Source organism: Cupriavidus sp. GW823-FHT07B10 (assembly GCF_058794355.1).
In genome coordinates this window covers 102966-120801 of the sequence record NZ_JBXAGS010000005.1, presented here as the reverse complement: position 1 = coordinate 120801, position 17836 = coordinate 102966, and the positions used below count along the sequence as shown (strand labels likewise).

Annotated in this window: 14 protein-coding genes and 1 pseudogene; 2 read left to right on the top strand and 13 right to left on the bottom strand. The window is 67.3% G+C overall.

Annotation, left to right across the window (positions count from 1 at the left end; all coding sequences use genetic code 11):
* Window positions 1–3: 3 nt before the first annotated feature.
* Genes AC1Q6V_RS12945 through AC1Q6V_RS12930 form a run of 4 tightly spaced genes read right to left on the bottom strand, consistent with a single transcriptional unit; the run spans window position 4 to window position 4415 of the window.
* A complete protein-coding gene (locus AC1Q6V_RS12945; protein ID WP_454749476.1) occupies window positions 4–774 on the bottom strand; it encodes an enoyl-CoA hydratase in 771 nt (256 codons plus the stop codon).
* On the bottom strand, window positions 771–1676 hold the full coding sequence (gene mmsB / locus AC1Q6V_RS12940; protein ID WP_439672679.1) for a 3-hydroxyisobutyrate dehydrogenase: 906 nt from the start codon (window positions 1674–1676) through the stop codon (window positions 771–773). The genes AC1Q6V_RS12945 and mmsB overlap by 4 nt, the downstream gene beginning before the upstream one ends.
* A gap of 37 nt (window positions 1677–1713) precedes the next feature.
* The gene (locus tag AC1Q6V_RS12935; RefSeq protein ID WP_010814120.1) at window positions 1714–3237 is read right to left on the bottom strand and encodes a CoA-acylating methylmalonate-semialdehyde dehydrogenase; all 1524 of its coding nucleotides are present in this window, start codon (window positions 3235–3237) and stop codon (window positions 1714–1716) included.
* A gap of 44 nt (window positions 3238–3281) precedes the next feature.
* A complete protein-coding gene (locus tag AC1Q6V_RS12930; protein ID WP_010814121.1) occupies window positions 3282–4415 on the bottom strand; it encodes an acyl-CoA dehydrogenase family protein in 1134 nt (377 codons plus the stop codon).
* 152 nt (window positions 4416–4567) lie between these two features.
* Between AC1Q6V_RS12930 and AC1Q6V_RS12925 the strand changes: the two genes are divergently transcribed.
* Window positions 4568–5581 (top strand): AraC family transcriptional regulator, encoded by a 1014-nt coding sequence (locus tag AC1Q6V_RS12925; protein ID WP_454749475.1) that lies wholly within the window; start codon window positions 4568–4570, stop codon window positions 5579–5581.
* A gap of 10 nt (window positions 5582–5591) precedes the next feature.
* Here the strand turns inward: AC1Q6V_RS12925 and fghA are convergent, their stop codons facing one another.
* The 9 genes from fghA to AC1Q6V_RS12880 all read right to left on the bottom strand — a co-directional run bounded on the left by fghA (window position 5592) and on the right by AC1Q6V_RS12880 (window position 16991).
* Window positions 5592–6434, bottom strand: a complete 843-nt coding sequence (fghA, locus tag AC1Q6V_RS12920; protein ID WP_010814123.1) for an S-formylglutathione hydrolase — start codon at window positions 6432–6434, stop codon at window positions 5592–5594.
* A gap of 13 nt (window positions 6435–6447) precedes the next feature.
* Complete coding sequence (locus AC1Q6V_RS12915) at window positions 6448–7554, bottom strand: S-(hydroxymethyl)glutathione dehydrogenase/class III alcohol dehydrogenase (protein WP_010814124.1); 1107 nt, start codon at window positions 7552–7554, stop codon at window positions 6448–6450.
* 169 nt (window positions 7555–7723) lie between these two features.
* Window positions 7724–8308 carry a glycerol-3-phosphate responsive antiterminator gene (locus tag AC1Q6V_RS12910; protein ID WP_010814125.1) on the bottom strand — a complete coding sequence of 195 codons (585 nt, stop codon included), beginning with the start codon at window positions 8306–8308 and terminating at the stop codon, window positions 7724–7726.
* A 5-nt stretch (window positions 8309–8313) separates the two neighbouring features.
* On the bottom strand, window positions 8314–9864 hold the full coding sequence (locus AC1Q6V_RS12905) for an FAD-binding oxidoreductase (RefSeq protein ID WP_010814126.1): 1551 nt from the start codon (window positions 9862–9864) through the stop codon (window positions 8314–8316).
* Entirely contained in the window at window positions 9861–11540 is a 1680-nt protein-coding gene (locus AC1Q6V_RS12900) for a glycerol-3-phosphate dehydrogenase/oxidase (protein ID WP_010814127.1), read from the bottom strand. Before AC1Q6V_RS12900 ends, AC1Q6V_RS12905 begins: the two co-directional genes overlap by 4 nt.
* A gap of 18 nt (window positions 11541–11558) precedes the next feature.
* Window positions 11559–13082 (bottom strand): FGGY family carbohydrate kinase, encoded by a 1524-nt coding sequence (locus AC1Q6V_RS12895; protein WP_454749474.1) that lies wholly within the window; start codon window positions 13080–13082, stop codon window positions 11559–11561.
* Window positions 13079–14542: an MFS transporter gene (locus tag AC1Q6V_RS12890; RefSeq protein WP_058697073.1), complete on the bottom strand. Its 1464-nt coding sequence runs from the start codon at window positions 14540–14542 to the stop codon at window positions 13079–13081. The genes AC1Q6V_RS12895 and AC1Q6V_RS12890 overlap by 4 nt, the downstream gene beginning before the upstream one ends.
* A 150-nt stretch (window positions 14543–14692) precedes the next feature.
* A complete protein-coding gene (locus AC1Q6V_RS12885; protein WP_454749473.1) occupies window positions 14693–16060 on the bottom strand; it encodes an NTP/NDP exchange transporter in 1368 nt (455 codons plus the stop codon).
* Window positions 16061–16073: 13 nt separating this feature from the next.
* Window positions 16074–16991: an aldo/keto reductase gene (locus AC1Q6V_RS12880; RefSeq protein WP_011617074.1), complete on the bottom strand. Its 918-nt coding sequence runs from the start codon at window positions 16989–16991 to the stop codon at window positions 16074–16076.
* Between the two features lie 329 nt (window positions 16992–17320).
* Between AC1Q6V_RS12880 and AC1Q6V_RS12875 the strand changes: the two are divergent.
* Window positions 17321–17836: pseudogene (locus AC1Q6V_RS12875) on the top strand (two-partner secretion domain-containing protein); the annotation flags it as partial.

Genomic DNA, 17836 nt, shown 5'->3' with positions numbered 1-17836 from the left:
CTCCTAGGCGTTGCGCCATTGCGGCGTTCGTTTCTCGAGGAAGGCGTTGACGCCTTCGCGCTGATCGGCATCGTCGAAGAGGTCGACAAAGCGCTCGCGCTCCAGCGCCAGCGCGGCCTGGCGTGGCACGCCCTGGCGCGCCAGGTGCACCAGCCGCTTGCTGTGCGCGGCGGCCCGGGGACTCACGTTGCAGGCGCGCTCAGCCATCGCCAGCGCGGTGGCGATGGCCTGGCCGCGCGGCACGACTTCTTCCACCAGCCCGATGCGCAACGCGGTGGCGGCATCCACGCGCTCGTTGGTCAGGATCATGCGCTTGGCCCAGCCTTCGCCGACCAGCCACGGCAGCGTCTGCGTGCCGCAGCCGCACGGCAGCAGGCCGACCGCGGCTTCAGGCAGGGCCATCTGCGCGTGTTCCTCGGCGATGCGGATATCGCAGGCCAGTGCGCATTCCAGCCCGCCGCCCATGGCATAGCCGTTGATCGCGGCGATCACCACGGGCCGCGCGTTCTGCAGGGCCTCGAAGGCGCTGCCGAACTGCTGCGCCATCACGCGGGCATGGGCGCGGTCGCCCTCGGCGAAGCCGTTCAGGTCGGCGCCGGCGCTGAAGAACTTCTCGCCGGCACCGGTGACCACCACGGCGCGCACTTCGGGGTTGGCGTCGATCTTTGCCACCAGCTCGCGCAACTGCTGCAGGCCTTCCGCAGTGAAGGCGTTGGCGGGCGGGCGGCTCAGCGTCAGCGTGGCGACGTGGCCGTGCAGGGCGAACTCGATCATTGCTTGGACTCCTTGTCAGCGGCGGACAGGTACTGGCGGATCACGCCGGAGAAGTCGAGCTGGCCGTCGCCGGCATGGCTCACGGCCTGGTAGACCTGCTGCGCCAGCGCGCCCAGGAACAGCGGCTGCTTCACGCTGCGCGCGGCGTCGTTGGCCAGGCCCAGGTCCTTGAGCATCAGGTCGGCGCCAAAGCCGCCGGTGTAGCCGCGCCCGGCCGGCGCGGCCTCGATCACGCCGGGCCAGGGGTTGCAGGTATCCGAGGCCCAGCAGCGGCCGGTGGAGGTATTGACGATGCCGGCCAGCACATTGGCGTCGATGCCCAGCTTGACGCCCAGCGCCATCGCCTCGGATACGCCGATCATGGAGATGCCGAGGATCAGGTTGTTGCAGATCTTGGCGACCTGGCCGGTGCCGGTGCCGCCGCAGTGGACCAGGTTGCGCCCCATGCCGGCCAGCACCGGGCGCACCTGGGCGAACAGTGCTTCGGTGGCGCCGACCATGAAGGTCAGCGTGCCGGCCTGGGCGCCAACGGTGCCGCCGGAGACCGGTGCATCGGCCAGCGCATTGCCGTGCGCCTCGGCGGCAGCGGCCAGTTCGCGCACGGTGGCGGGGTCGATGGTGCTGGAATCCACCAGCGGCACGCCCGGGCGCACGCCGGCCAGCACGCCTTCCGGGCCCAGGTAGGCGCTGCGCACATGGGCAGCGGCGGGCAGCATGGTGATGACAAAGTCTGCTTCGGCCACGGCCTTTCGGGCGGAATCCGCGGTGGCGGCGCCCTCGGCGCACAGCGACGCCACCGCCGCGGCGTTCAGGTCGAATACGGTCAGCGTATGGCCGGCCTTGAGCAGGTTGCGCGCCATGGGCGCGCCCATGTTGCCGAGGCCGATGAAGGCGATATGCATGGGGTCTCCTTCCGTGTCGTTCTTGAATGCCGCCCGATTACTTCAGGCTGATGGTGGTGTTCACCCCATCGTTGACCGTCGCGTCATCAAACCACCGCGCCGTCACCGTCTTGGTCTGCGTATAGAACTGCACCACCTGCTTGCCGTACGGACCCAGGTCGCCCAGCTTGGAGCCACGCGATCCGGTGAAGCTGAAGTAGGGCACCGGCACCGGGATGGGGATGTTGATGCCGACCTGGCCCACGTCGATCTCGCTCTGGAACTTGCGCGCCGCGGCGCCGCTCTGCGTGAACACGCCGGTGCCGTTGCCGAACGGGTTGCGGTTGACCAGGGCGATGGCCTCGTCCAGCGTATCGACGCCGATCACCACCAGCACCGGCCCGAAGATCTCCTCGGTGTAGATCGACATGTCGGTCCGGACATCGGTAAAGATGGTCGGGCCGATGAAGTTGCCCTGCGGAAAGCCCGGCACCTCCACGCCGCGGCCATCCAGCACCAGCGTCGCGCCTTCGCGCTCGCCGGCGGCGATGAGGCCGAGGATCCGTTCCTTTGCCGCCACCGATACCACGGGGCCGACATCGGTGCCTGCTTCAGCGCCGGCGCCGACTTTCAGGGTCTTGGCGCGTTCGACCAGGTCGGGCACCCAGTCGCGTGCCGCCCCCACCAGCACCACCACCGAGGTGGCCATGCAACGCTGGCCGGCCGCGCCGAAGCCTGCACCGGCCAGCGCGTTCAGCGTCTGCTCCTTGTGCGCATCGGGCAGTACCACGGCATGATTCTTCGCGCCCATCATCGACTGCACGCGCTTGCCGTGCGCGCTGGCCAGGTTATAGACATGGGTGCCAACGGCGGTCGAGCCCACGAACGACACCGCCTTGATGTCCGGGTGCGTGCACAGCGCATCGACCACGTCCTTGGCGCCGTGCACCACGTTCAGCACGCCCGGCGGCACGCCGGCTTCCAGCGCCAGCTTGACCAGCTCCACGGTGGACAGCGGGTCCTGCTCCGACGGCTTGAGCACAAAGGTATTGCCGCACACGATCGCCATCGGGAACATCCACAGCGGGATCATCGCCGGGAAGTTGAACGGGGTGATACCCGCGCACACGCCAATCGGCTGCTGCAGCGTGTAGGTGTCGACGGTGGCGGCCACGTTCTCGGCAAAGCCCCCTTGCTGCAGGGTGCCGATCGAACAGGCGTGTTCGACCACCTCCAGCCCGCGGAAGATGTCGCCCTCGGCATCGGCCAGGGTCTTGCCCTGCTCGGCGGTCAGGATGGCGGCGATACGCTTGCTGTGCTCGCGGATCAGGGCCTGGAAGCGCAGCATGACGCGCAGCCGTGCGCCGATGGGCGTGTGGCGCCACGTGGCAAAGGCGCGGTGTGCGGCGCCCACGGCAGCGGCGACCTCGCTTGCGGTGGCCAGCGGCACGCGTGCCAGCACTTCCTGCGTGGCGGGATTGACCACGTTGCGGAATTCGGTGGCGGATGAATCCACCCATTCGCCGTTGATCAGCAGCGGCACGGTCGGCACGGCATTGTCGGTCTTGGGCACGGCACTCATGGTTGTCTCCGGAAGGTCTGGTTCTGTTGGCAAGGGATGGGGGACTACAGGCTGCGCGCGATCAGCATGCGCTGGATCTCGCTGGTGCCTTCGTAGATCTGGGTGATGCGGGCGTCGCGGTAGTGGCGCTCGACCGGGTAGTCTTCGAGGTAGCCGTAGCCGCCGTGGATCTGCAACGCCTTGGAGCACACGCGCTCGGCCAGCTCGGACGCATACAGCTTGGCCTGCGAGGCTTCGGACAGGCACGGCACGCCTTCGCTGCGCATGCGCGCGGCGCGGTGCACCAGCAGGCGCGCGGCGTTCAGCTCGGTGGCCATGTCGGCCAGCATGTTGGCAATGGGCGGGTGTTCACGCAGTGCGCGGCCGAACTGGATGCGTTCAGATGCATAGCGACATGCGGCCTCGAAGGCTGAGCGTGCAATGCCGATTGCCTGCGCGGCGATGCCGATGCGTCCGCCTTCCAGGTTGGACAGCGCAATGCGCAGGCCCTCGCCGGGCTCGCCCAGCAGTGCGTCATGCGGCACGGTGCAGTCTTCCAGCGTGATCGCGCAGGTGTCCGAGGCGCGGATGCCGAGCTTTTTCTCCGGGGCGTGGACGATAAAGCCGGGGGTGTTTGTGGGGACAAGGAAGGCCGAGATGCCCTTCTTGCCGCGCTCGGGCTCGGTCGAGGCGAACACCACCGCCACACCGGCGCGCTGGCCGTTGGTGACGAACTGCTTGCTGCCGTTGAGCACCCAGCCGTTGTCGGTGAAGCGCGCGCGCGTGCGCAGGTTGTGCGCCTCGGAGCCGGCCTGCGGCTCGGTCAGGCAGAACGCGCCGATCAGCTCGCCGCTGGCCAGCCGCGCCAGGTAGCGTTCTTTCTGCGCATCGGTGCCATAGTGCAGGACCGGCCCGCAGCCGACCGAGTTGTGCACGCTCATCATCGTGGCGCAGGCGGCGCAGCCGGCGGCAATTTCTTCGATGGCGAGCGCATAGGCGACGTAGTCGGTATAGGTGCCGCCCCATTCCTCGGGAACGATCATGCCCAGTAGCCCCAGCGCGCCCATCTCGGCGACGACTTCATCGGGCAGGCGGCCGTCGCGGTCCCATTGCGCGGCGCCCACTGCCAGCCGTTCGCTGGCAAAGGCGCGCGCGCTGTCGCGGATCATGGTTTGCTCTTCGGTGTAGTCGCTGTGCATGGCAGATGAGGGTGGGGGTTTGGAGCCGCGCGGCAAGTCAGGCAGAATGCGCGCTTGGCGTTTGACCTGCGGGCAGTGTAGGAACGCCGGAGGCGGGCTCCTATGCCAAAATCCGCCAATCTTCGTGAACTCGTTTGCCACCCTCCAGCGCCATGGAAAAAGGCAGTGTCGCCATCTGTTTCGTCCACCACGCCATCGCGGGGCTGCGCGCGCGCGGCATCGACCCGGATCCGGTGCTGCGCGGCTCTGGCATTGCGCCGGCGCTGCTGGCGGTGCCGCAGTCACGCGTATCGGCCGCCAGCTACAGCGAGCTGTGGATGGCCGTGGCGGCGGCGCTGGACGATGAATTCTTCGGGCAGGATTCACGCAGCATGAAGTGCGGCAGTTTTGCCATGCTGTGCCACGCGGTGGCGGGCAGCCGCACCCTGGGGCAGGGGCTGGAGCGCATCACGCGGTACTTCCGGCTGCTGCTGGACGATATCGGCGTGCGGCTGGAGCGCCACGGCGACGAGGCCGCGCTGGTGCTGACCGCGCCCTGCGCACACCTGGGGCGGCAGCCCGGCGTGTTTGCCAAGGAAACCATGCTGATCATGCTGCATGGCCTGATGAGCTGGCTGCTGCGGCGGCGCGTGCCGGTGCGGCTGGCGGCCTTCGACTACGACGAGCCGCAGTACAGCGCGGAATACCGCGTCATGTATTCGCGCCAGCTGGCGTTCGGGCAGCCGGCCACGGCGCTGGTCTTCGACGCGGCACTGCTGGAGCAGCCGGTGCGCCAGGACGAGCGCAGCCTGAAGGCCTTCCTGCGCGATGCGCCGCACAACGTGGTGGTGAAGTACTCCGACCGCGCCAGCGTGGGCGCGCGCGTGCGCAGGCTGCTGCGTAACCAACGCCCGGATCAATGGCCCACCTTTGAAGATCTGGCGATCAGCCTGAGCCTGTCGGCATCATCGCTGCGGCGCCGGCTGATGGAGGAGGGCGTCAGCTACCAGGACCTGAAGGACGCGCTGCGGCGCGATCTTGCCATCGAGGCGCTCAGCCATTCGGGCCGCCCGGTCGCGGATATCGCGGCCGAGCTCGGCTTTGCCGAGCCGGGCGCGTTCCACCGGGCGTTCCGGCGCTGGACCGGATCGCGCCCGGGGGCATACCGCCGCGTGGCGGAAGGTTGATGCGGCGCGTCTACAGCTGTGCCGCGTGGTGGCGGATGTGATCGGCGATAAAGCTGGTGATGAAGTAGTAGCCGTGGTCGTAGCCGCTGTGCCGGCGCAGCGTCAGCGGCTGGCCGACGGCCTGGCAGGCTGCCGCGAAGGCTTCCGGATGCAGCTGGCTTTGCAGGAACTGGTCGTCCAGTCCCTGGTCGACCAGGATGCCGGCCGGGAAGGGCGCCCCATTCTGGCGTGCCATCAGTTCACTGGCGTCGTACTCAGCCCACGCGGCGCGGTCCGTGCCGAGGTAGCCAGTGAACGCCTTCTCACCCCACGGGCAGCGTGACGGCGCGGCGATCGGCGCAAACGCCGACACCGAGCGGAAGCGCTGCGGATGGCGCTGCGCCAGCACCAGCGCGCCGTGCCCGCCCATGGAATGCCCGAAGATGCCGACGCGGCCGGCATCGCCCGGCAAGGCGGTGGTGACCAGCCCGAACAGTTCGTCGGCCACATAGCTTTCCATGCGCCAGTACTCCTGCCACGGCGCCTCGGTGGCATCGACATAGAACCCGGCACCCACGCCGAAGTCCCAGGCATCGGCCTCGCCCGGCAGGCCCGCTCCGCGCGGGCTGGTATCGGGCGCCACCAGCATCAGGCCGTGCTCGGCGGCAAAGCGCTGCGCACCGGCCTTGATCATGAAGGTTTCCTCGGTGCAGGTCAGGCCGGCCAGGTAGAACAGCACCGGCACCTTGCCGCCTGCCTGCGCCTGCGGCGGCAGGTAGACCGAGAAACGCATCGGCAGCCCGATCGCCGTCGAATCATGGCGATAGAAGCGCTGCACGCCGCCGTGGCAGCCGTGTTGCGAGATCAGTTCCATGTCGGCGCCGTCCTCAGTAGAGCACCACGGAGCGGATCGACTCGCCGCGCTTCATCAGGTCGAAGCCCTCGTTGATGCGCTCCAGCGGCAGCGTGTGCGTGATCAGGTCGTCGATATTGAGCTTGCCTTCCATGTACCAGTCGACGATCCTGGGCACATCGGTGCGCCCGCGCGCGCCGCCAAAGGCCGAGCCCTTCCACTCGCGCCCGGTCACCAGCTGGAACGGGCGCGTCGAGATCTCCGCGCCGGCCTCGGCCACGCCGATGATGATCGACTTGCCCCAGCCCTTGTGGCAGCACTCCAGCGCCTGGCGCATGACCTGCGTGTTGCCGATGCATTCGAACGAATAGTCTGCACCGCCGTCGGTCAGCTGGATGATGTGGTCGACCACGTTCTCCACGTCCTTCGGGTTGATGAAGTGGGTCATGCCGAACTTGCGCGCCATGGCTTCGCGGCCCGGGTTCAGGTCCACGCCGATGATCTTGTCGGCGCCCACCATCTTGGCCGCCTGGATCACGTTCAGGCCGATGCCGCCCAGGCCAAACACCACCACGTTGGCGCCGGCTTCCACCTTGGCGGTGAACAGCACCGCGCCCACGCCGGTGGTGACGCCGCAGCCGATGTAGCAGACCTTGTCGAACGGCGCATCCGGGCGGATCTTGGCCAGCGCGATCTCCGGCACCACGATGTGGTTGGCGAAGGTCGAGGTGCCCATGTAGTGGAAGATCGGCTTGCCGTCGATGGAAAAGCGCGAGGTGCCGTCCGGCATCAGGCCCTTGCCCTGCGTGGCGCGGATCGCCTGGCACAGGTTGGTCTTGCGCGACAGGCAGAACTTGCACTGGCGGCATTCCGGCGTGTACAGCGGGATCACGTGGTCGCCGGGCTTGAGCGAGGTCACGCCGGGGCCAACGTCGGTGACGATGCCGGCGCCCTCATGGCCCAGGATTGCCGGGAAGATGCCTTCCGGGTCGGCGCCGGACAGGGTGTAGTAATCGGTATGGCAGATGCCGGTGGCCTTGACTTCCACCAGCACTTCCCCGGCGCGCGGGCCGTCCAGGTCCACGTCTTCAATGGTCAGCGGGGCGCCGGCTTTCCAGGCGATGGCGGCTTTGGTTTTCATGGGGGAGTCCTCCGGGATCAGGAATGTGGGGGGTGGCTTGCAGGCTGCGCGGCGCAGGCCGGCGCGGCGCGGGGCAAGCCAGGTCCGAGGACATGACTATACGATCTTCCTGCGGCTGCAGGCCAGTTTTGGCCGATCAGCGGTCAGCGAAACTGCCCAGGCGGGACTCTTACGCCTTCAGCGCTCTCGCTTCCAGGTTCCAGAGCTTGCGGTCGCTGGTGGAGACGGCCACAGCGCCTTGTGCGAGCGCGCTGCGGATATCATCCCGATTGCAGACAAAGCCTGATGTCACGATCGGCGGCAGCGCCTTGCGGTCCGCTTCTGGCAGGTGCGACAGCATCGGTGCCGGCATCAGCTGCACCAGGTTCGGGTCGCTCTGTTCGAGCGCCTTGACGCTGCGCGGCCAGGTGGAGCGGTCGGTCACAAAGACCTTCTGCATCGTCACCATGCCGGCGCGGTTGGCGCGCTGGATCGTTGCCACGCGCGTGGAGACCAGACTGGTCACCCCGATGTCGGCCAGGTACTCCACCCCGCCCTTGTCCTGCGACAAGCCTTCGCAGCTGTCGATATTGACGATGACGTACTTGCCGGCGCTGGCCAGCGTGGCGATGACGGGCTGCAGCTTGCGCAGTTCCACGTTGGCGACAATGCAGACTTCGGCCACGCTTTCAAAAATGGCGTCGATCTGGTCAACACCGTAGAGTGTGCCGATGACGGGGTGTCGCGTCAGGCGCGCACCGAGGGACCTGTCCATGCTGGTTACTTCGGTTCGTTGGTGAGCACGTCACTGAGACCCAGCTTGCCTGGGTTCAGGATATTCTGCGGGTCGAGTGCCTGCTTGACCGCCGCCAGCAGCGGGAACGCCGTGTCCAGCGACGGGGCCATGTATGGCGCGCGCAACAGTCCGATTCCGTGGTGGTGGCTCAGTGCCGCATTGTATTGGATCAGCACCGCATTGGCAGCATCCCATGCCTGGCGATACCACTTCTGGCGGTCTTCCACCGCGACCTCACCGCGCAGCGAGAAGTACAGGCAGGCGCCGTCCACATAGGCGTGCGACTGGTGCGCGGAGCCGGCGAGGGTGCCCGGCACGGCATTGATGGCCTTGACCACGTCCGCGTAGATGGCAGCCAGGTCGCGCCACGGTCCCGACATTTCGAGCGTGTCGGCGACAAAGCCGGGGCTGCGCTTGAAGCCCTCGGCGCTCTTGCCGGTCAGGTAGCGCGTGTCGAGCCAGCGCTCGAAAATGGACTCGCTGTCCAGCTTGTCACCAAGTTCCTGGCACACGCGCTCGCTGATCGTCATCACCGCATCGACCATCTCGCGCGCCCCCTCGTCGGCAACCAGCAGGACGTTGGTGTCCGGCAGCCCGAACTGCACGCCACTCTCCAGTTCGTCATAGAGCCGCAGCGCCGCGGGATTGGCCCCGCGCTGCATGATTTCGCGGCAGGCCTCCAGACCGATGGCAAAGGTCTTGAAGCCATAGGCGATGGCGCGCCCGTAGTCGGGCAGGCGGTGCAGCTTGAGGCGCACGCGCACGATCACGCCCAGCATGCCCTCGGACCCGATGAACAGTTGCTGCAGATCCGGGCCCAATGCCGCGCGCGAGTAGCCGCCCACGGTGACGAGGCTGCCGTCGGCCAGCACCACATCCATGCCGAACACCATGTCCTCGATCTTGCCGTAGCGCGTGGACAACTGACCGGCGCCGCGGCAGGCTACCCATCCGCCGACCGTGCTGATCGCGTACGACGATGGCCAGTGGCCCATCGTCATGCCGAATTCCTTCTGCACGGTCTGTTCGAAAATGTCGCCGAACATGCCGGCTTCCACGTCGACGATCTGGCTGTCCTTGTCGAATCCGACCAACTGGTTCAGGCCGCACACGTCCAGCACGATGCCGCCGCGCACGGGCAGGGCGGCGCCCGTCACGTTGCTGCGGCCGGCCGATACGGTGACCGGAATGGCACTGGCGCTGGCAATGCGCATGACTGCCTGCACCTGTTCCACGGTGGAAGCGCGCACGATGACCCCGCGCGGCGTGGCGGGCCTGCCGGCGGTCTCCGTGATCATCGATCCGGCCCACCAGTCGCGCGTCCACGCCACGACGTCGGCGGTATCGGTCAGGACCTCGTCGGCCACCTTGCGCAAGGCCGCAATATCGGCCGCGCAGACGGCAATGGTGTCGCGTTGCAGGCCCGGCGCATCCGGGGTGCCCTGGATGTTCGCCGCATAGCCCGGCGGCGTGTGGGCGCCGACGACGTAGTTGCCGCGGTTGTAGCCGCGCTTGATGGCTTCCTTGCTGATCATGCTGAGTCTCCCATGAGGACGGATTTTTCGAGGGCGACGGCGGCCAGGTATTCGCTGACCTGCCGCGCCACGGCCGCTTCGGACAATCCGAGTTCGGCCTGGAGGATCTGGCCCACCCGCGCTGCGGCGCGGGCGGAGGCATCGCGCGCCATCAGGCGGGCGCGGATGCGTCGTGACAAGACGTCGTCAACCGTGCCGGCCAGTTCATGGCGCACGGCGTAGACGATTTCGGCTTCCGTATACGGCAGGCCTTCGACGATCGGCCTGGCCAGGGTGGCGTCCGCCTGCAGGATGTCGCTGACAAAGCGCGCTTCCGTGCCATAGCGCTCGCCCAGGTGCGCGGACATGCCGCCGGATGCGACGATGGCCTGCGCGTCATAGCCAGCCGCCCCGAGCAGATAGGCCGATCTGGTCAGGCACTTGCTGCGCTTGCCGATGACCTTCTGCGCCGCATCGATGGTTTGCTCGGCCATGTGCCGCGAGGTCGTGAGCTTGCCGCCGACGATGGTCACCAGGCCGTCGTCCGCGGTATGAATCTCGTGATTGCGCTTGATTTCCAGGGTCTTGCCGCCGGGCGGCGCCACCAGCGGGCGGCACCCCGCGATGCTGCCGACCACGTCATCCGCCGTCAGGTCGGTTTTTAGTGCCGAGCGCGCGCCCTCCAGCAGGAAGTCGAGCTCCTGCCGGGTGCACATGACATTGTCGAGGTCGCCCTCATAGTCTTCGTCGGTGGTGCCGAGGTAGGACACATTGCCCCACCGCGTGATCGTTGCCCGGCGGCTGCGCCCGGGCACCGGGATCGTCACCGTGCAGTCATTGCGGATCTTCAGCCACGGGATGGCAACGTGGACGCCCTTGGCAGGGCGAATGTGCAGGGTCCTGGCCTCGCCCTTCCTGCGGCCGGTCCAGTCGCGCAGCCAGACGCCGGTTGCCATGATGACCACGCCTGCGCGCACGCGGATCTCGCGCTCGCCGGCGTGGACAATGGCGCCATCCACCTTGCCGTGGCCGTCGCGGGTGATCTCGGCGACGGTCGCGTGATTGACCACGGCCGCTCCGTGGAACGCTGCCGTGCGCGCGATGTTCAGTGTCAGGCGGGCATCATCGACGCGCGCATCGAAGTACAGGTAGCCGCCGGTCAGATGTTCCTCATTGAAGGTCGGGCAGTGGGACAGCACCTCGGCCTTGGTCAGCTTCTGGTGCAGGATTCCTTCGCGCCAGCCACCGGCGAGGTCGTAGGTCCAGAGCAGGCTCTCGAAGGCCTTGGCGAGGCGCTTGTCGAACACGCCGTTGCGCTCCATCACCGGGAACAGGAACGGCAGCCGCTGCACCAGGTGGCGCGCGTTGCGGCGCAGGCGCTGGCGCTCCAGCAGTGAATGGCGTACCAGGCCGAGATTGCCCTGCTCGATATAGCGCAGGCCGCCGTGCACCATCTTGGATGACTTGGAAGAGGTCCCCGCGGCGAAGTCGCACTTTTCAACCAGCGCCACGCGATAGCCGCGCAAGCTGGCATCCAGCGCGGCGTAGGCGCCCGTCACGCCGCCGCCGACCACCAGGATGTCGAACGCATCCGCCTCCAGGCGGTCGAGCAGGTCCCGGCGCACCAGCCGCAACGGCTCGGTGCTGGTCATGGCGGCGCGCTCGCGGTTAGCGCTGCGGGATGGAAAAATCACCATGTCTGTTATTGCTCCTGATTAATGGACCGCAAGCGCGTCCGCATGGTTGAGCTCGGATGCCACCCGCGCATGCCAGAGCGCGCGCCGCTGGGCGCGCTCATCGGCGCTGATCGCCGGTTCGAATACTGCGTCCGGGGTGGTGGTGGTCCGGGCCTGCTGCATGGAATCCCAAAGCAGGCCGGACGAGCCGGCAAGGTAAGCGATGCCGCGCAGGCTGGCGCGGTCGGTCTCCTTCATGCGGTGGATGGAAATTCCGCTGAGATCCGCCTGCATCTGCAGCAGCGCATCGCTGCCGGACAAGCCGCCGCCAACCACGAGCTCCGACACCGGCACGCCCGCGATCTTCCGGTTTGCCTCGATGCAGGAAGTCACCGAATGCGCAATGCCTTCAAGGATGGCAAAGGCCATCTCGGCCTGCGTCGTTGCCATCGAGATGCCGGTCAGTGCGGCGCGCGCCTCGGGCTGCATGCGTGGGACGCGCAGGCCGGTCAGCGCGGGAATAAAGGTCACGCCTCGTGAAGACGCAACGGTGCTGGCCAGCGCACTGATTTGCCTGGCGTTCTCGAACCAGCCGAGCTTGTCGCAGACCCAGTTGAGCGCGGAGCCGGTGGTGGCGACAAAGGTTTCGACGGAGAAATGCGACACGCCCAGTTGCCGGCGCGCGGTCATGGTCAGGGTGCTGTCCGACTTGCCGCTGCGGGCAGGAAGGTTCGGACCGACTAACAGGTCGACGAAGCTGCCGGTGCCATGCAGGCACATCGCCTGGCCGGCATCGAGACATCCCAGGCCGATTGCGCCGGCGAGCTGGTCCCCGGCACAAGCCAGGATCGGCACGTCAAGCCCCAGCACGTCCGGCCGCGTGCGGCCGAAGTTGTCCGCATCCTGGCGCAGCTCAGGCAGCAGCTCGCGCGGAAAGCCAAGCGCGTCGATCCAGTCGAGCTGGTAGCGATGCCCGGTCAGTACATAGGCGTTGCAGGAAGTGGCGTTGGTCGGCGTGGTGATGCACGTGCGTGCCGTCGACAGGTGCCAAAGCAGCCAGCTGTCGATGGTGCCGAAGGCGAGCCGGCGCGCACGGAAGGCGTCAGCCACAGCCGGCGTGTCGCGCAGGTGCCGCGCCGCCCATAGGTAAGGCGAGCGCACACCGGTGGGGCGGCCGACTGCTTCGCGCAGAGTCGCGTCCCATGCCGGCGCAAGCTGATCCAGATCGGCTGCGTATCGCGTGTCCTGCCACACCATGGCGGGTACCAGCGCACGTCCGGTCTGCGTGTCCCACAGTACCGAGGTGGCGCGCTGGGTCGCGATGGCGAGGGCGGTGACGGTCAGGTTTTCGCGGGCAGCCTGTGCCAGGGTGGCGTGGCAAACTGCCAGGGTCTTGTCGAGCAGGACGTCGGCGTCCTGCTCGACCACGCCAGGGCAGGGCGAACGGACCTCAAGCGTGGTGTACTCGAGGCACATGACATGACCGTCAGCGGCGACCACCGCTGCCCGGGTGCCTGAGGTGCCCTCATCGATCGCAAGGATGACATTTCTGCGCTGGGTCATGGGCGGGCCTTCTCAATCGCGGGATTCATGAAACCCGGAGCGTCCGGCACATCGCCCTTGAACTGCGGGGCATCGGCTTCATTGTCGGGGTTGATGGTGGTGCGGGTCGGGTCCCAGCGGATCGCAAAGCAGATGATGCTGGCCAGCAGCGGGACCACAGAGAGAATCAGGAAGGTGGTTTCCAGCCCATATTGTGCGCGGAACAGCGGGAACACCAGCAGGCCCAGTGCAGCGCCGATGGCGCCGAGCGCGCCGATGATGCCGTTGGCGCCCGCGCGAAGTTCGCTGCGGAAGGACAGTGACGACAGGCTTTTGCCATTCGCGCCGGGCCCGCCCGAGTGGAACAGGATGAACAGCGACGGAACCACCACTGCCATCCACATCGGCATCTTGCCGTTGAACAGGCCCAGGATCAGCAGCATGGCGAATACCGCCGCAAAGCCGAACGCCGAGGCGCGGCGCAGGCCCAGCTTGCGGCCTATCAAGGGCGAGAGGAAGCCGCCAAAGATGCCGCAGACGTTGAAAACCAGCGCGCCGATGGTCGCGTAGACAAAGTCCTTGCCGAACAGGGCCGCACTGATCAGCGGCAGGTACCAGCCGATCGCGAAGTACTGGATCGACTGCCCGATTTGCACGGTGGCCGCCAGCACGGTGCGCGGCAGGTAGACGCCGCGGAAGATCAGCAGAACGTTGGCCAGGCCGCGGCGCGCCTGGTTGAGGACGGGGATGCGTTCCGCGGGCGGTGCGGCTACGAACTCACGTCCGTAGATGCGCGTCATGGCGTGTGCGGCGGCATCGAGCAATTCCTTGCGTGCCAGCCAGATCGGGCTTTCCACCAGGAACAGGCCCTGCAGCAGCAGGATGATCACGCCGAAGACCGCGGTGGCTGCCACCGAGTAGCGCCAGATCGTATCGCCAACGTCCCAGGAGTAGAACAGCAGTGCCAGCAGCAGGTTGGAGCAGACGGCCGTGTACCACATGCCTTGCCACGTGTTCAGCCGACTCTTGAGTTTCACCGGCGTGAACTCCGCCAGCACCGCCATGGCGATGGCAAAGTCGATGCCGTAGGCCGCGCCGACAAAGAAGCGACCGGCCAGGATCACCTCGAAGCCGGGGGCAAACACCACCAGCAATGCGCCGACCACGGCCAGGACCTTGGCGAGAACCAGCGGGCGGACGCGGCCCCAGCGGTCGGCCATCCAGCCGCCGATAGGGTTGAAGGCAATGGCCACCCAGGAGGCAAACGAGGTCAACAGGGCGACCTTTGCAGGCGCGAGTTGAAGGTTGCGCGTCATCGGCCCGAGGCCGGCGCTCAGCGCAGAATTGGAAAACGCGTCAAGGAATAGCCCGCCGAGTGCGAGCCACCAGATGACACCGGCCCTGCCGCGAATGCCCGGGCAGGAATCTATGTAGGCAATGACATCATCGATGCCACGAATCTTGATGGCAGAGTGTTGCACGGCGGTCTCCTCTTATTTGTTCTGTAAGAGGCCGCAGCAACTGCAAGGCGCGAAGAGACCATCTTACAGATGGTCTCTTATCTAGATCTGCGTGACCAATGTATGGCTTCGCAGGCACAGCGTCAACCGGGAAAACCCTTGTCCCGGGCATTAGCGTGCAGCGGTATTTCCCACTGCACGGCTGAGGCTGGCATCCGGCGGTCGCAACTGCCCCTCATGCCGCCGCCCCAGCCACCAGCCCAGCCCCGCCCACACCAGCGCCAGCACGGCGCCAGCCAGCGCCACCGTGGCGGGATGGCCCGACAGCGCATCGATCGCCGTCTTGACCCACGCACTGACCGCATCGCCCGCACGGTAGACCGCGGTGTCAATCACGTTCTTGGCCTTGTACTTGGTCTCGGGATCGACCACGGTGAACAGCATCTCGCGCCCGGGGCGCAGCAGCGCGTATTCGCCCACGCGCCGCAGGATCATCACGCCGGCCAGCACGCCGAAGGTCGGCAGCATCGCCAGCACGAGAAAGCCGCAGGTCACCGCCAGCGGCACCGCGGTCAGCAGCACGGTGACGCCATAGCGGCGCGCCATACGGCCGGTGAAGAAGAGCTGGACCAGGATGGTCAGCGCCTGCACGGTAGCATCCAGCGCGCTGAAGACCTGGGTCTGGCGGGTGCGCTCCGGGAAGGCCTCGGCCACCAGCCGCGCCTGCTCGAAATACAGGAAGGTGCTGGCCGTGGCCAGCAGGATCACGAACAGGCCGATGCCAAGCAGGTAGCGCGAGCGCAGCAGCAGCGACAGCCCGGCCAGCAGCCCGCCGCCGATGGGGTTGGCCGGATCCTGCGCCGCGCCGGCCGGGGCTTCGCCCGGCTGCACCACGCCCGCGCCGGCGCGGCGGCGCCAGCCGAACAGCCAGCCCACGCCCGGCAGCGTTGCGGCCAGCAGCGCTGCCGACAGCAGCATCAGCCCGGTCAGGCCGATCTGCGGCACCAGCCAGCCGCCCAGCACCGGCCCGGCCAGTCCGCCCGCGCTGGCGCCGGCGGCCAGCAATGCGAACAGGCGGCGCGCCTGCTCGGGGCGGAACACATCGGCCATCAGGCTCCATGCCACGGACACCACGAACAGGTTGAACACCGACAGCCACACGTAGAACACGCGCGCCAGCCAGACGTTGTCAGGCAGGGCGCGAGTGGCCAGCGCAAAGCCAAGCAGGTTGGCGATAAAGAAGGCGTACACCCAGGGCACGAAGCGCCGCCGCGGCAGCCACGCGCAGACCGCGCCGTACAGCGGGATCGCGGCCAGCATCACGACAAAGGTGGCGGTGAACAGCCACTGCAGGTTCTTCACGCCGCCGGCAATGCCCATGGTCTCGCGCACCGGGCGCAGCATGAAATAGCTGGCGAACAGGCAGAAGAAAAACAGGAAGCCGGCCACCACGGCGCCGGTCTCGCCGGGGCGGATGCCGAAGCCGCGCCGCAGCCGGGCCAGGCCGCCGGCAGGCGCCTCGCGCGCGGGATCGTCCACGATAGATTGCCGCTCAGCGCAGCAGCGCGGCGATGCGCTCGCGCTGGCCGGGGTCAGGCATGCGGCCCAGTCCGGCGCCGAGGTTGTCGGCCATGTTGGGCGGCTTGGAGGTGGCCGGGATCGCCGCGGTCACGGCGGGATGGCTGACGATGAACTTCAGGAACAGCTGGGCCCACGAGCCGCAGTCGATATCGCCGGCCCACGGCGGCAGCGGTCGGTCCTTGACGGCGCGAAAGAGGCGCCCGTCCTGAAATGGCCGGTTGATCAGCACCGCCACGCCGCGTGCTTCGCACAGCGGCAGCAGCGTGCGCTCGGCATTGCGCTCGGCCACTGAATAGTTGATCTGGACAAAGTCCACGCGCTCGCTGCGCACGATATTCTCCAGCGCCTCGTGCGCATCGTCGCGGTAGTGGGTGACGCCCAGGTAGCGGATGCGGCCCTGTTCCTTCAGCTCGCGCAGCCAGCGCAGGTTGGCCTGCCAGTCAATCAGGTTGTGTATCTGCAGCAGGTCGACCTTGTCTACATGCAGGTCGGCCAGCGAGCGCGCCCATTGCGCCTGCGCGGGCGCGCCGGACTTGGCCGAGATCTTGGTGGCCAGGAACACCCGGCTGCGGGCGTTGGCCGCGCGCAGCAGGTCGCCGGTCACGGCCTCTGCGCTGCCGTAGCTGGGCGCGGTATCGACGACCGAGCCTTCGCTCTGCAGCAGCAGGCCCATTACCTCCGCCAGCGGCTTGCGTTCGGCGGCGCCGGTGCCGACGTTGAAGGTGTCGGCGGTGCCCATGCCGATCACGGGCAGGGCTTCGGTGGTGCCCGGGATATTGCGGCGCAAGGGGGCGGCGACGGTGGCGGCATGAGCCGGCAGCACAGGGCCGAGGCCGGTAGCGGCCAGGCCTGCTGCAAGGCTGAGGAAGGAGCGGCGGTCGATCGACATGGGATGGTTCCCGGCAAGTCACTTACTGGTTGACCTTAGGCGGTGGGCGGAGCCTTGTAAACCGTTGCGTTGATCGGTTGCGCGGCAGACTTCGCCGTTCAGGGCGGGGAATGGCAAGGCGCGGCTGGATGCGCTGGTGAGCGCGGCCTGGAGGGGCGCGGTGGCTCCGGACACAGGCGAAAATGAGCCACTAACGTTAAATTTCTTGTGGAATCAATCAGGCAATTCAGATTTTCATGTTTTGTCTCATTTTGAGATTTTTGACATTTATTTCTTAGTGGTTTGGGTAAAGTTGCGCACGTATCAAACCGTGTGCCGTTACCCAGATCATGAATCGCCGTTGCTACCGCCTTGTCTTCAATCGGTCACGCGCCATGCTGATGGCGGTCGAGGAATCGGCGAGCGGCCTGGGCAAGCGGCGCAGCGCCGGGTCACGCGGCACACAGGCTCCGGCGTTCACCCGCATGGCGCGCTTCGGCCTGCCGGCAACGACCCTGGCCGCCTGGTGCGCAATGGGGCTGCCATGGGCGGCCAGCGCACAGGTGGTGGCGGACCCGAACGCGGGCGCCAACCGGCCCGCCGTGGTCCAGACCGCGAACGGGCTGCAGCAGGTCAATATCACCCGGCCGTCCACCGCCGGCGTGTCCGTCAACGCCTACACCCAGTTCGACGTCCCCAAGGCCGGCATCATCCTGAACAATTCGCCGTCGATCGTGGCTACCCAGCAGGCGGGGTACGTCAACGGCAACCCGAACCTGCTGCCGGGCGGCTCGGCCCGCATCATCGTCAACCAGGCCACCGGCACACTGCCGAGCCAGTTGCGCGGCTACCTGGAGGTTGCCGGA